This is a genomic window from Acinetobacter sp. P1332 (genome assembly GCF_044057475.1).
Classification (GTDB): domain Bacteria; phylum Pseudomonadota; class Gammaproteobacteria; order Pseudomonadales; family Moraxellaceae; genus Acinetobacter; species Acinetobacter johnsonii.
On record NZ_CP171157.1, the window covers coordinates 15,072 to 28,721 of the forward strand.

The 13,650-nt window shown below is 44.3% G+C and carries 7 protein-coding genes, 2 tRNA genes, 2 rRNA genes and 1 pseudogene; 7 read left to right on the plus strand and 5 right to left on the minus strand.

Going from position 1 to position 13,650, the window contains the following annotated elements; all coding sequences use genetic code 11:
• Positions 1-11: 11 nt before the first annotated feature.
• From ACFN7Z_RS00065 to grpE, 3 genes are all read right to left on the minus strand, one after another.
• The gene (locus ACFN7Z_RS00065) at positions 12-836 is read right to left on the minus strand and encodes an OXA-211 family carbapenem-hydrolyzing class D beta-lactamase OXA-651 (protein WP_058870660.1); all 825 of its coding nucleotides are present in this window, start codon (positions 834-836) and stop codon (positions 12-14) included.
• A 113-nt stretch (positions 837-949) separates the two neighbouring features.
• Positions 950-2,890: a molecular chaperone DnaK gene (gene dnaK, locus ACFN7Z_RS00070; RefSeq protein WP_058870661.1), complete on the minus strand. Its 1,941-nt coding sequence runs from the start codon at positions 2,888-2,890 to the stop codon at positions 950-952.
• 119 nt (positions 2,891-3,009) lie between these two features.
• A complete protein-coding gene (gene grpE / locus ACFN7Z_RS00075) occupies positions 3,010-3,558 on the minus strand; it encodes a nucleotide exchange factor GrpE (protein ID WP_058951459.1) in 549 nt (182 codons plus the stop codon).
• 924 nt (positions 3,559-4,482) lie between these two features.
• Here grpE and ACFN7Z_RS00080 point away from each other — a divergent pair.
• On the plus strand, positions 4,483-4,710 hold the full coding sequence (locus tag ACFN7Z_RS00080) for a hypothetical protein (RefSeq protein WP_114837304.1): 228 nt from the start codon (positions 4,483-4,485) through the stop codon (positions 4,708-4,710).
• Between the two features lie 135 nt (positions 4,711-4,845).
• Here ACFN7Z_RS00080 and ACFN7Z_RS00085 read toward each other — a convergent pair whose 3' ends face one another.
• Positions 4,846-5,394 carry a hypothetical protein gene (locus ACFN7Z_RS00085; RefSeq protein WP_333654461.1) on the minus strand — a complete coding sequence of 183 codons (549 nt, stop codon included), beginning with the start codon at positions 5,392-5,394 and terminating at the stop codon, positions 4,846-4,848.
• Positions 5,395-5,593: 199 nt separating this feature from the next.
• Between ACFN7Z_RS00085 and ACFN7Z_RS00090 the strand changes: the two genes are divergently transcribed.
• The gene (locus ACFN7Z_RS00090; protein WP_395442322.1) at positions 5,594-6,667 is read left to right on the plus strand and encodes an alpha/beta hydrolase; all 1,074 of its coding nucleotides are present in this window, start codon (positions 5,594-5,596) and stop codon (positions 6,665-6,667) included.
• A 46-nt stretch (positions 6,668-6,713) separates the two neighbouring features.
• Here ACFN7Z_RS00090 and ACFN7Z_RS00095 read toward each other — a convergent pair.
• Positions 6,714-7,382: pseudogene (locus ACFN7Z_RS00095) on the minus strand (acetoacetate decarboxylase family protein).
• A 96-nt stretch (positions 7,383-7,478) separates the two neighbouring features.
• Here ACFN7Z_RS00095 and ACFN7Z_RS00100 point away from each other — a divergent pair.
• From ACFN7Z_RS00100 to ACFN7Z_RS00120, 5 genes are all read left to right on the plus strand, one after another.
• On the plus strand, positions 7,479-8,048 hold the full coding sequence (locus tag ACFN7Z_RS00100; RefSeq protein ID WP_004697389.1) for a peptidylprolyl isomerase: 570 nt from the start codon (positions 7,479-7,481) through the stop codon (positions 8,046-8,048).
• A gap of 426 nt (positions 8,049-8,474) precedes the next feature.
• Positions 8,475-10,012, plus strand: a 16S ribosomal RNA gene (locus ACFN7Z_RS00105).
• A gap of 61 nt (positions 10,013-10,073) precedes the next feature.
• A tRNA-Ile gene (locus tag ACFN7Z_RS00110) sits at positions 10,074-10,150 on the plus strand.
• A gap of 68 nt (positions 10,151-10,218) precedes the next feature.
• Positions 10,219-10,294 (plus strand) — tRNA-Ala (locus ACFN7Z_RS00115).
• A gap of 420 nt (positions 10,295-10,714) precedes the next feature.
• A 23S ribosomal RNA gene (locus tag ACFN7Z_RS00120) occupies positions 10,715-13,608 on the plus strand.
• Together the 16S and 23S rRNA genes with 2 tRNA genes alongside form the textbook arrangement of a ribosomal RNA operon.
• Positions 13,609-13,650 lie beyond the last annotated feature (42 nt).

The following is a 13,650-nucleotide window of genomic DNA, read 5'->3' on the forward strand; positions in this document are numbered from 1 at the left end:
TCTCTATGGGCTTAAATTATTCCCAGTGCTGTCAGACTTTGTTTGACCAGTTGCTCACGCACGCTGGCTGAAATTCCTGTTTTCATATGCATATTCAAAGCAAAATACACTTTTTCACCTGTTGCTGTTTCGACCCAGCCTGTCCACCAGCCCACTTGCGGTTCTAGGTCCATGCCCCAACCAGATTTGGCGTAGAGTTTATAATTCGGTTTTTGTTCAATCAGCAGCATGTCTTGTACGGTATGTTGCACATCTGGCTTAAAAGCGAGTTGCGTATTGGCCAGCTTCTCTACAAAAAGGACTTCTTGCACAGGCGTAATTTGCAGTGGACCGACTAACCAAAAATTATCGACAACGGTGCCAATCTGTTGATTGCCATATCCAATGCGCTGTACTTCTTTTTGCATCAGGTCTAGACCAATGCGCCGTGCAAGCTCCTGATAAACGGGAACAGCAGATGCTTGCATGGCTTGCCCTAAAGTCATGTCTTTTTCCCAGGCAGGGAAACTACGCTTTTGACCATCCCATTTAAACACCTCAGTGCTGGTTGCTTTACCATGTTCTAGTCCGATTAAGGCATTCAGCATTTTAAAGGTAGAGGCGGGTACATAGGCTGTCTGAGCACGGCTCAAGTCATTGCCGTAGCTGCGTAAGCCATGCTTATCCTTAATGACAATCACCCCAGTGGTTTGGAGTTGATCGAAGGCCTGTTGGATCTGCTGCTGCGCGCTTTGTTGCTGGTGATTTTTTGCTGTTTCTACTGAGGGGCTTATTGTGGTACATGCAGAACCGAAGGTTGTAATGAGGGCGATGAGTCCAAATTGTAAAGTTTTCATGGTGGCTAAGATCTAAATTTTTTATCAGCCTAATCTAAAAGTAGAAAGTGAAACAACAATATTTAGGTAATAAAAAACCGCGCTTTCGCGCGGTTTTTTATTAAAGAGACAAATTATTTTTTGTCATCTTTTACTTCAGTGAACTCAGCATCTACAACGCCATCGTCCGCTTTCTGTTGTTGACCAGCGTCACCACCGAATGCATTCGGGTCGAAACCTTCAGCACCGCCTTGACCTTGCGTAGCTTCATAAGCACGTTGCGTGATCGGCATGATGATGTTTTGAAGTGCTTCAGTTTTCGCTTTGATATCTTCTACATCATTTTCTTTAGTCGAAGTTTCAAGCTCAGCAACAGCAGTTTCAATGGCAGTTTTTTCATCGCTTGTTACTTGCTCGCCTAGATCTTTTACTGCTTTTTGAGCAGAAGATACCAATGCATCCGCTTCGTTACGTGCTTTCGCAAGTTCTTCGAACTTACGGTCTTCTTCAGCATTTGCTTCAGCATCTTTGATCATTGCTTCGATTTCAGCATCAGACAAACCTGAGTTTGCTTTAATCTGGATCGATTGCTCTTTACCAGTGCTCTTATCTTTCGCAGATACTTTCAAGATACCGTCAGCGTTAATGTCGAACGATACTTCAATTTGTGGCACACCACGTGGAGCAGGTGGAATGTCGCCTAATTGGAAGTTACCTAACAATTTGTTTTGCTGTGCCATTTTACGTTCACCTTGGAACACAGAAATGTCTACAGCAGGTTGGTTGTCCGCAGCAGTTGAGAACACTTGAGATTTCTTAGCAGGAATCGTGGTGTTTTTCTCAATAATTGCTGTTAACACGCCACCCATGGTTTCGATACCAAGTGTCAACGGAGTAACGTCAAGAAGAAGTACGTCAGTTTTGTCACCAGACAATACCGCACCTTGAATTGCAGCACCCATTGCTACTGCTTCGTCAGGGTTCACGTCTTTACGTGGTTCACGGCCGAAGAACTCTTGTACTTTTTGTTGTACAAGTGGCATACGAGATTGACCACCCACCAAGATTACGTCAGAGATGTCGCTTGTTGAAAGACCAGCATCTTTAAGCGCAATGCGGCAAGGTTCGATTGTACGTTCAACTAAATCAGCCACTAAACCTTCAAGTTTTGCACGTGTTACGTTAATCACTAAATGTTTAGGACCAGTCGCATCAGCCGTGATGTACGGAAGGTTAATTTCAGTTGCATTTGACGAAGAAAGCTCGATTTTTGCTTTTTCAGCTGCTTCTTTCAAACGTTGTAATGCAAGTGGATCTTGTTTCAAGTTGAAGTTTTGTTCTTTCTTGAACTCTTCAACCAAGAACTCGATTAAAGCGTTATCGAAGTCTTCACCGCCAAGGAAAGTATCACCATTGGTTGATAACACTTCAATTTGTTGGTCGCCATCAAGGTCAGCGATTTCAATGATAGATACGTCAAAAGTACCACCACCTAAGTCATAAACTGCAACTTTACGGTCGCCTTCTTTTTTGTCCATACCGAACGCAAGTGCAGCAGCCGTTGGTTCGTTGATGATACGTTTAACTTCTAAACCTGCGATTTTACCCGCATCTTTAGTTGCTTGACGCTGTGCATCGTTAAAGTAAGCAGGAACGGTAATCACCGCTTCAGTTACTGTCTCACCTAAGTAATCTTCTGCAGTTTTCTTCATCTTTTTCAAGATTTCAGCAGAGATTTGTTGTGGTGCAAGTTTCTTGTCGTTTACTTCAACCCAAGCATCACCATTGTCAGCTTTGATGATTTTGTAAGGGACAAGACCGATGTCCTTTTGAACTGCTTGGTCTTGATACTTACGACCGATCAAACGTTTGATTGCGAATAATGTGTTTTTAGGGTTAGTCACTGCTTGACGTTTTGCAGACTGACCCACCAAGATTTCGCCATCTTTATACGCAATAATCGATGGTGTTGTACGTGCACCTTCAGCGTTGTCGATCACTTTAACTTTGTCGCCTTCAAGTACAGCGACGCAAGAGTTTGTTGTACCTAAGTCAATACCAATGATTTTAGCCATTTGGATGATTCCTCAAAAATTTTTGCAATGTTTTTGCTTGTTATTCGATATGAGAGCCGTTCAATTTTTTTCAAGTGATAATCAAGAAAAAATTTTACAAACTCTCGAACTTATAGAGTTTATGCGCCAACCATGACCATTGCTGGACGAAGCAAACGACCATTTAAGGTATAACCTTTTTGTAATACCGTTCCGATCTCGTTGGCTTTCGCATTTGGATCAATCCCGACTGCTTGATGCAAGTCCGCATTGAAACCATTTGCTGTATCAACTGCGACGACACCAAATTTTTCCAGTGCAGTCAGTAGCGATTTCAACGTTAGTTCCACACCTTCAAACATTGGTGTTTTTTCCTCACCCGATGCGCTAAGGGCACGCTCTAAATTATCCACTGAGTCCAGTAACTCTTTTGCGAATTTTTCGAGAACGGTGTCTTTATGCTTATCGGATTCACGTTGAATACGCTCTACACTTTTTTGTGCTTCGTATACAGCATTTGCAGTGCGTGCTTTTTCAAGCTTTAGGCTTTCTTCAAGATTGGTAATTTGAGCTTGTAAATCCTCAACTGAAACTTCAGCTTGCTCCGTTTCAGCTTGAGTTTGCGCTGTTTGTGAATCCGCTTGCTCTTGCCCTAGATCTTGAGCTTCTTGATTGTGCTCAGTCGCCATTGATTTACTCCGTTTAAATGGGTTCTTAAACATGTACAGTCCTTCAGGCATCAGTGTTAACTGGGTTAATCTGAACTGCCATGCGTCATTGAATTCAGGATTACTACAAAAGGTCGGGGCAACAGCCAAAAATTCAAGCGGCTTCAGTGATTAATTCATTTATTTTTGGTAAAAATTTGCTGAAATCAGGCTTTCTAGGTGCTTATTCTGTGCAAAGGTCCATTTCCAATCCTGCTTGAGTTTTTTATGTTGACAAAGGCTAATCGTTACATTGAATTATTTTAATTAAATTTATCTGTTTTACTAATTTTTCGCTTGACCACATAATGAGTTCATCAGCGGTGATCATACTTTGTGGAGAGAGTAAAGTATGGTGACTGCGACCTATTTGCATAGCTTGGGGAAACCCTCTTAATTTAGAGATTTAGGTTTTTGAATAGTACGTCTCCCAAAAGTACTCTATTCGGTGCAAAGGTATAATGCTGTCAGAGTGATTCGAGCTTTGCACTCAAAATTCGATTTTAAGGCTGTGGTTTCTTTATTTTTGTATGCTTTCTCGAGCTTAATCTACCTTGGATTAAGCTTTTTTTTTTGCTTCAACTTTAAAAATAACATTATTTAATCGTGTATCAGCATACAAGAGTTCTGCAATACTGAAGAGTTGATGGTGTAAGCATAGAGTTCCTATTTATGCTGCTCACCGAAGAAAGAAATAATGCAGAATCAGCATATTAACTTGAGCTGCTGTGGAGATGTAGTCCTAAGGCGGTATTTGTACCCAATTAATAAAAAATTGCACAAGTTGTACTCGAGTCTGCAAAAACTACAACTCAGAACGTGTGTAAAAGTTTTCAGATTTGACAAAGATAGGCAGGGCAAAGTTTGGCTTTGCTATTTTTGTATGATGTAAAAGGAAATGAAAGAATGTTAAATAAGAAAACTGCATTATTGTCTCTAGCGCTTTTAGGTTCAGCATTTGCCATCGTGGGCTGTAGCTCAAGTGAAACCAGTACTGCACCAGAGTCCGCTCAAGTGACCACTGCACCAGATGCAACTGCAACCGTTGAGGGAAGTGCTGGAGTCGAGGTTCAAGCAGATCCTGCGGCTCAGATTGAACCCATCCAATCTACACCTGCGACAACACAACAATAAAGCTTAAAAGAGAACTTCTCTTACATTCGCTTTGTTAAAGACCTTCACAGGATGCCGTGAAGGTCTTTTTTATAGAATAAATCACTAAAGCTGTTCAGTCGTGTTATTTCATCAGTCTGATGTGCGATGACGATTTTATCGTTCCTGACGTGAGTTATCCCAACCTTTGTTTTGATCGCGGCGTTGATCATCAGTACGTTGCTTACGATCGCTATTGGAGTGTTTGCGTCGATCTTCAGTCCGTTGACGCTCTTGCTCACGACGTTGGCGTTCGGCATTTTGTCGTTGCTGACGTTCAGTATCATAACGTTTACGTTCTTGGTTTAATCGCTCTTGATCACGCTTTTTCTGTTGCCAGTCTTGATGACGTTGATTGGCGATACGTTTGCGCTCAGCTTCAATACGTTGCCGTTCTTGTTCACGCTTTTGGCGTTCCCACTCAGCATGTCTTTGGCGGTTTCGGTCTGCCTCGCGACGTTCACGCTCGATGCGGTTTTGTCGTTGTTGGTATTCCCAACGTTGGCGGTCTCGTTCACGTTCATAGCGATCATGCTGGTCGTAGCGTCGATCATCATAATCATAGCGGTGGTCGTAGCGTCCGTCATAATAGCCATCCTCAGGAAAAGCCACACAACCAACAAATAAGGTGCTGATGAGTGAGAGGAATATTATTTTTTTAGTCATGGCAGGTCTCCTTCATAAAAACGGAGTAGCAAAACACTCCTAAATCGGCATAAAAATTGTCAATGACAAGCTCTTAAAAGAAGATTAGCGTATAGGACGTATTGCTATGTATCTTGATGTGAAGACTTATATAAGAGAATGGTCACGTAAGTGCTGATCATGTAGAGAATATGAAGAACGATAAAAGGATATTATTGACATGGGCGTGTTGAATCAAACTTTACAACAATGGATGGAACAAGGCCAAGGCAGTGCGGCACGAGTGATTGATCGCTTACCGACAGTAGCACAAGAAGGCTTGGTGAAAGCACTGGGTTATCCTTACCAGTTTGAACAATTAGATCCCTTTATCAAATGCTTAATGGCAGCTCAATATAAGCAAGGCAAATCGGGCTTTATTTTTGAAGACTACCATCGTTCGCGTAAATTGTTTGATCATCAAATTCAAATGTTGACCGCGAAACCCAGCGCGGTAAAACAAGTGGAAGATTTACGTCTACCTTTACAAAGTGGAACTGTGTTTGCACGGCATTATCATCCTGCACCGAATAAGAAACTTCCGATGCTGGTGTTTTATCATGGCGGCGGCTTTGTGGTTGGCAGTCTCGACAGCCATGATGAAGTCTGTCGCTTACTGGCGATCCATGCCAAAGTGCAGGTGCTCAGTATTGATTATCCTTTGGCACCTGAAGTTGGCCCAAATGTATTGATTCAATCTTGTGAAGATGCTTTGGCTTGGGTCTATCAAAACCGTCGTCAGTTCAAAATTTTGAAAAACCGAATTGCGGTTGCAGGCGATAGTGCAGGTGGTAATATCAGTGCCGTAGTGGCGCAGCGAACTGCTGCAAAAGCTTATGCGCCAAGTGCACAACTGTTAATTTATCCTGTAGTCGATTTCAAAAGTCGCCATCCATCGTTCTTTGCTTATAAAGATGGACTGACCTTAACTGGACAAGATGTCGATAGGGTGACGTCATTGTATGCTGAACAACATCAAGTAGCTCTGGATGATCCTATTGTTTCGCCAACCTATGGCGTATTAAAAAGTGTCGCCCCCGCTTTTGTCATCACCGTAGGTCATGATTTATTGCATGATGAAGGTGAAATTTATGCCATTAAATTAAAGCAACAGGGCAATAAGGTTTATTATCAGAATTATCTAGATCAACCGCATGGCTTTGTGAACTTCACCATCATTTCTCGTCGAGCAAAAAAAATCACCATAGAAATGGCAAAGAACTTTAGAAAATTTTGGGATAAGAATGCCAAATAAAAAAGCATGAATTTTCAAAAGAATGTTTCACGTGGAACATTCTTTTTTATTTAGAGCGGATTTTGGCTTCTGGAAAAACGAGCTGAAAGCTCGGGACATAAAAACTTTGTAGAGCCTTGGCTTGGCCAAAGTCTGGAAAGAGAGTGGTATGGTTTTGCCATTCAAATTTTTTCAGCTTCATTAGCTTTGCGCGGAACTGGGGAGAAAACTCATAACGTTGACCTTGCCATGCTTGCTGTATTTTGAGCATAGAACGTGGAATGTGATGACTATTAAAATAAAACGGACGTGCCTTTTTACATTGGGTGAGTGTTAAACACAGCGTTTGGTTTTGAGTACTAAGCTGGCATTGTGTAGTTTCATTCTGCGTATGCCAATCAAACTGAGCAAACTCTTTCGGAATGCCCTAAAGTTGTTGACCATGTTCAACTGAAATCTGTGTAGACACATAAATTTTAGGAATCGAGCTTAAACGCCGTTTGCTCAGTAAAGGATGGTCAAGCAAAAGCAGTTCATCATAAGGTCCAACAGGGGATTGATGATAACGAACCAACATGATTTGAACCACACGACCAATCGGGGAAGGCGCGATACGAAACGCTTTATATTGTCGGATAAATTGCGGACTGATCCAATAATTCAAAATAAAGGCTTCACCTTGTAAATGCCAAGGTGGAAATTGACTCAATTGAGACAGGGCTAAAGCTTCATTCATCGTTATTCTCGTTTTCTTAGAAGAAGTAGTGTTTTATTTATACTGAACGATTAATATACCGAAATCTAATAACATCTGAATGCTGTGAGTAACGAAATGTTAAAGAAGAGTTTAGTTGCAGTGGCGGCTACATGTATGAGTATGGCGGTCATGGCAAATAACACGATTGTTGAAATGAAAACATCAATGGGCAACATCGAAATTGAACTGTTTAATGATAAAGCACCAATCTCAGCAAAAAACTTTGAAGACTATACGAAAGCTAAGTTTTATAACGGCACGATCTTTCATCGCGTCATTCCGGGTTTTATGGTGCAAGGTGGGGGCATGACTGCTGACCTGATAGAAAAACCAACACGACCAGCCATTCAAAATGAATCAAGTAATGGTCTATCGAATAAACGTGGCACTTTGGCGATGGCACGAACCAACCTACCGCATTCTGCAACCAGTCAGTTCTTTATTAATGTGGTGGATAATAACTTTCTAGATAGAAGTACCAATAACGCAGGTTATGCGGTTTTTGGTCAGGTCACTAAAGGTATGGATGTGGTGGATAAGATTACTAAAGTACCGACAGGACGTGCAGGGCCACATCAAGATGTACCAAAACAACCTATTAAAATTCTCAGTGTGAATATTAAAGCAGCAGCAGTGCAAAAGTAATGAAAAAAGAAAGCAGAAATATTAAATCTATATTTCTGCTTTAAAATTATTAGGTTAAGTGCGTGGCTGTATATTTTTAAACCTTTTTAGTGCATAAAAATACAACGCCCGATAAAACAACCAGTTAAAAGCACTTGCAAAGATTTCGTAATGGTCTAGAATGCACCCCATACCGACGAGATAGACGGAAACGAACGAAGCACGAAGTGCTGAGTTGTTAAGTATATTGAGTCTAGCTTCTAGCACTGACGAGGTGTTAGAAAGATCATTAAGAGATTATGAAGAACAACTTGTGTGGATTTTTACTGATTGATCGATCGAAAATATTTCATTGATTGATGGTAGAAATTACTCGAAGTTTATTTGAGAAATATTTGTCAGAAAATTGATGAGCCAAGATTTGTAGCCATAAGCTACTAATGATTTTAACTGAAGAGTTTGATCATGGCTCAGATTGAACGCTGGCGGCAGGCTTAACACATGCAAGTCGAGCGGGGTGATGTAGCTTGCTACATTACCTAGCGGCGGACGGGTGAGTAATGCTTAGGAATCTGCCTATTAGTGGGGGACAACATTCCGAAAGGAATGCTAATACCGCATACGCCCTACGGGGGAAAGCAGGGGATCTTCGGACCTTGCGCTAATAGATGAGCCTAAGTCAGATTAGCTAGTTGGTGGGGTAAAGGCCTACCAAGGCGACGATCTGTAGCGGGTCTGAGAGGATGATCCGCCACACTGGGACTGAGACACGGCCCAGACTCCTACGGGAGGCAGCAGTGGGGAATATTGGACAATGGGCGAAAGCCTGATCCAGCCATGCCGCGTGTGTGAAGAAGGCCTTTTGGTTGTAAAGCACTTTAAGCGAGGAGGAGGCTACTTGGATTAATACTCTGGGATAGTGGACGTTACTCGCAGAATAAGCACCGGCTAACTCTGTGCCAGCAGCCGCGGTAATACAGAGGGTGCGAGCGTTAATCGGATTTACTGGGCGTAAAGCGTGCGTAGGCGGCTTTTTAAGTCGGATGTGAAATCCCTGAGCTTAACTTAGGAATTGCATTCGATACTGGGAAGCTAGAGTATGGGAGAGGATGGTAGAATTCCAGGTGTAGCGGTGAAATGCGTAGAGATCTGGAGGAATACCGATGGCGAAGGCAGCCATCTGGCCTAATACTGACGCTGAGGTACGAAAGCATGGGGAGCAAACAGGATTAGATACCCTGGTAGTCCATGCCGTAAACGATGTCTACTAGCCGTTGGGGCCTTTGAGGCTTTAGTGGCGCAGCTAACGCGATAAGTAGACCGCCTGGGGAGTACGGTCGCAAGACTAAAACTCAAATGAATTGACGGGGGCCCGCACAAGCGGTGGAGCATGTGGTTTAATTCGATGCAACGCGAAGAACCTTACCTGGTCTTGACATAGTAAGAACTTTCCAGAGATGGATTGGTGCCTTCGGGAACTTACATACAGGTGCTGCATGGCTGTCGTCAGCTCGTGTCGTGAGATGTTGGGTTAAGTCCCGCAACGAGCGCAACCCTTTTCCTTATTTGCCAGCGGGTTAAGCCGGGAACTTTAAGGATACTGCCAGTGACAAACTGGAGGAAGGCGGGGACGACGTCAAGTCATCATGGCCCTTACGACCAGGGCTACACACGTGCTACAATGGTCGGTACAAAGGGTTGCTACCTAGCGATAGGATGCTAATCTCAAAAAGCCGATCGTAGTCCGGATTGGAGTCTGCAACTCGACTCCATGAAGTCGGAATCGCTAGTAATCGCGGATCAGAATGCCGCGGTGAATACGTTCCCGGGCCTTGTACACACCGCCCGTCACACCATGGGAATTTGTTGCACCAGAAGTAGGTAGTCTAACCGCAAGGAGGACGCTTACCACGGTGTGGCCGATGACTGGGGTGAAGTCGTAACAAGGTAGCCGTAGGGGAACCTGCGGCTGGATCACCTCCTTAACGAAAGATTGACGATTGGTAAGAATCCACAACAAGTTGTTCTTCATGACGATGTATCTGAGGGTCTGTAGCTCAGTTGGTTAGAGCACACGCTTGATAAGCGTGGGGTCACAAGTTCAAGTCTTGTCAGACCCACCAAATCTGACTAACAAGCATTGTTAAATGCTGAATACAGAAAAACAGAGACATTGACTTATTGATAAGCTGGGGACTTAGCTTAGTTGGTAGAGCGCCTGCTTTGCACGCAGGAGGTCAGGAGTTCGACTCTCCTAGTCTCCACCAAATTTCAAGACAAGAAAAGCATGCTTTTCCTTGAAATTTAAGCAAGAAGCTATGCTTCGCGCAGATAGGTTGGATTACAGAAATTAGTAAGTAGATAACTTATTAACTTCTGTGATTTATCACAGTTTCCTGACCTGACGAAGGCTGGAAAAATCATTAACAGAATATATTTGAGTTGAAATAATTTGTTCATACTCGTTTTTAAGATCGACATTAACAGTGATTTATTACTGATTGATGAAGATTGAAGAAATGAGTTACTAGCGAAATTAACTGAATCAAGCGTTTTGGTATGTGAATTGAATTGAAGCTGTACAGTGTTTAAGTACACAGAGCAACAAACTGTAAGGAAGTGATGAGAAATCATCATAGACTGTCTTAATCCTACTTGTAGGGATTAACGACTGTTTGGGGTTGTATAGTCAAGTAATTAAGTGCATGTGGTGGATGCCTTGGCAGTCAGAGGCGATGAAAGACGTAATAGCCTGCGATAAGCTCCGGGGAGGCGGCAAATATCCTGTGATCCGGAGATTTCTGAATGGGGAAACCCACCTGTCATAAGGCAGGTATCGTATGATGAATACATAGTCATACGAGGCGAACGAGGGGAAGTGAAACATCTCAGTACCCTTAGGAAAAGAAATCAATTGAGATTCCCTCAGTAGCGGCGAGCGAACGGGGAAAAGCCCATTAAGTCATATCAGTTTTAGTGGAATGCTCTGGGAAGTGCAACCATAGTGGGTGATAGTCCTGTACACGAAAGGGCTGATATGATGATGTCGAGTAGGGCGGGGCACGTGAAACCTTGTCTGAATATGGGGGGACCATCCTCCAAGGCTAAATACTCCTGACTGACCGATAGTGAACCAGTACCGTGAGGGAAAGGCGAAAAGAACCCCTGTGAGGGGAGTGAAATAGATCCTGAAACCGCATGCATACAAGCAGTGGGAGCCGACTTGTTCGGTGACTGCGTACCTTTTGTATAATGGGTCAGCGACTTACATTCAGTAGCGAGGTTAACCGCATAGGGGAGCCGTAGAGAAATCGAGTCTTAATAGGGCGTTTAGTTGCTGGGTGTAGACCCGAAACCGGGTGATCTATCCATGAGCAGGTTGAAGGTTGGGTAACACTAACTGGAGGACCGAACCCACTGTCGTTGAAAAGCCAGGGGATGACTTGTGGATAGGGGTGAAAGGCTAATCAAACTCGGTGATAGCTGGTTCTCCCCGAAAGCTATTTAGGTAGCGCCTCGGACGAATACCATTGGGGGTAGAGCACTGTTTCGGCTAGGGGGTCATCCCGACTTACCAAACCGATGCAAACTCCGAATACCAATGAGTACTATCCGGGAGACAGACTGCGGGTGCTAACGTCCGTAGTCAAGAGGAAAACAATCCAGACCGCCAGCTAAGGCCCCAAAATTATAGTTAAGTGGGAAACGATGTGGGAAGGCATAGACAGCTAGGAGGTTGGCTTAGAAGCAGCCACCCTTTAAAGAAAGCGTAATAGCTCACTAGTCGAGTCGGCCTGCGCGGAAGATGTAACGGGGCTAAAACTATATGCCGAAGCTGCGGATTTGCAATTTATTGCAAGTGGTAGGGGAGCGTTCTGTAAGCCGATGAAGGTGTATTGAGAAGTATGCTGGAGGTATCAGAAGTGCGAATGCTGACGTGAGTAACGACAATGCGAGTGAAAAACTCGCACGCTGAAAGACCAAGGGTTCCAGTCCAACGTTAATCGGGGCTGGGTGAGTCGACCCCTAAGGCGAGGCCGAGAGGCGTAGTCGATGGGAAATTGGTTAATATTCCAATACTTCTATGTAATGCGATGAGAGGACGGAGAAGGTTAAGTCAGCCTGGCGTTGGTTGTCCAGGTGGAAGGTTGTAGGCATGTATCTTAGGCAAATCCGGGGTACTCTATGCTGAGAACTGATAGCAAGCTGTACTTGTACAGTGAAGTGGCTGATACCATGCTTCCAGGAAAAGTCTCTAAGCTTCAGTTACATAGGAATCGTACCCGAAACCGACACAGGTGGTCAGGTCGAGTAGACCAAAGCGCTTGAGAGAACTCTGCTGAAGGAACTAGGCAAAATGGTACCGTAACTTCGGGAGAAGGTACGCTGCCGACGGTGATAGGATTTACTCCTTGAGCTATTGGCAGCCACAGAAACCAGGCCCCTGCAACTGTTTATTAAAAACATAGCACTCTGCAAACACGAAAGTGGACGTATAGGGTGTGATGCCTGCCCGGTGCTGGAAGGTTAATTGATGGGGTTAGCGTAAGCGAAGCTCTTGATCGAAGCCCCAGTAAACGGCGGCCGTAACTATAACGGTCCTAAGGTAGCGAAATTCCTTGTCGGGTAAGTTCCGACCTGCACGAATGGCATAATGATGGGGGCGCTGTCTCCAGCAGAGACTCAGTGAAATCGAATTCGCCGTGAAGATGCGGTGTACCCGCGGCTAGACGGAAAGACCCCGTGAACCTTTACTGCAGCTTGACATTGAACTTTGATCTTACTTGTGTAGGATAGGTGGGAGGCTTTGAAACCGAGACGCTAGTTTCGGTGGAGCCAATCTTGAAATACCACCCTGGTAATATTGAGGTTCTAACTCTGTCCCGTTATCCGGGACGAGGACCATGTCTGGTGGGTAGTTTGACTGGGGCGGTCTCCTCCTAAAGAGTAACGGAGGAGTACGAAGGTGCGCTCAGCGTGGTCGGAAATCACGCGTAGAGTATAAAGGCAAAAGCGCGCTTAACTGCGAGACCCACAAGTCGAGCAGGTACGAAAGTAGGTCTTAGTGATCCGGTGGTTCTGTATGGAAGGGCCATCGCTCAACGGATAAAAGGTACTCTGGGGATAACAGGCTGATACCGCCCAAGAGTTCATATCGACGGCGGTGTTTGGCACCTCGATGTCGGCTCATCTCATCCTGGGGCTGAAGCAGGTCCCAAGGGTATGGCTGTTCGCCATTTAAAGAGGTACGCGAGCTGGGTTTAGAACGTCGTGAGACAGTTCGGTCCCTATCTACCGTGGGCGTTGGAAATTTGAGAGGATCTGCTCCTAGTACGAGAGGACCAGAGTGGACGAACCTCTGGTGTACCGGTTGTGACGCCAGTCGCATCGCCGGGTAGCTATGTTCGGAAGGGATAACCGCTGAAAGCATCTAAGCGGGAAGCCTACCTCAAGATAAGATTTCCCTAGGACTTTATGTCCTCTAAAGAGCCGTTGAAGACTACGACGTTGATAGGTTGGATGTGGAAGCATAGTGATATGTGAAGCTGACCAATACTAATTGCTCGTGAGGCTTGACTATACAACACCCAAACAGTTGGTGTTGTGGTTCAAATCACTGCAA

What these genes read in the sequence shown, in the direction of transcription:
- ACFN7Z_RS00065 (WP_058870660.1), bottom strand. Translation starts at nt 836, where the DNA reads ATGAAAACTTTACAATTTGGACTCATCGCCCTCATTACAACCTTCGGT.
- dnaK (WP_058870661.1), bottom strand. Translation starts at nt 2,890, where the DNA reads ATGGCTAAAATCATTGGTATTGACTTAGGTACAACAAACTCTTGCGTC.
- grpE (WP_058951459.1), bottom strand. Translation starts at nt 3,558, where the DNA reads ATGGCGACTGAGCACAATCAAGAAGCTCAAGATCTAGGGCAAGAGCAA.
- ACFN7Z_RS00080 (WP_114837304.1), top strand. Translation starts at nt 4,483, where the DNA reads ATGTTAAATAAGAAAACTGCATTATTGTCTCTAGCGCTTTTAGGTTCA.
- ACFN7Z_RS00085 (WP_333654461.1), bottom strand. Translation starts at nt 5,394, where the DNA reads ATGACTAAAAAAATAATATTCCTCTCACTCATCAGCACCTTATTTGTT.
- ACFN7Z_RS00090 (WP_395442322.1), top strand. Translation starts at nt 5,594, where the DNA reads ATGGGCGTGTTGAATCAAACTTTACAACAATGGATGGAACAAGGCCAA.
- ACFN7Z_RS00100 (WP_004697389.1), top strand. Translation starts at nt 7,479, where the DNA reads ATGTTAAAGAAGAGTTTAGTTGCAGTGGCGGCTACATGTATGAGTATG.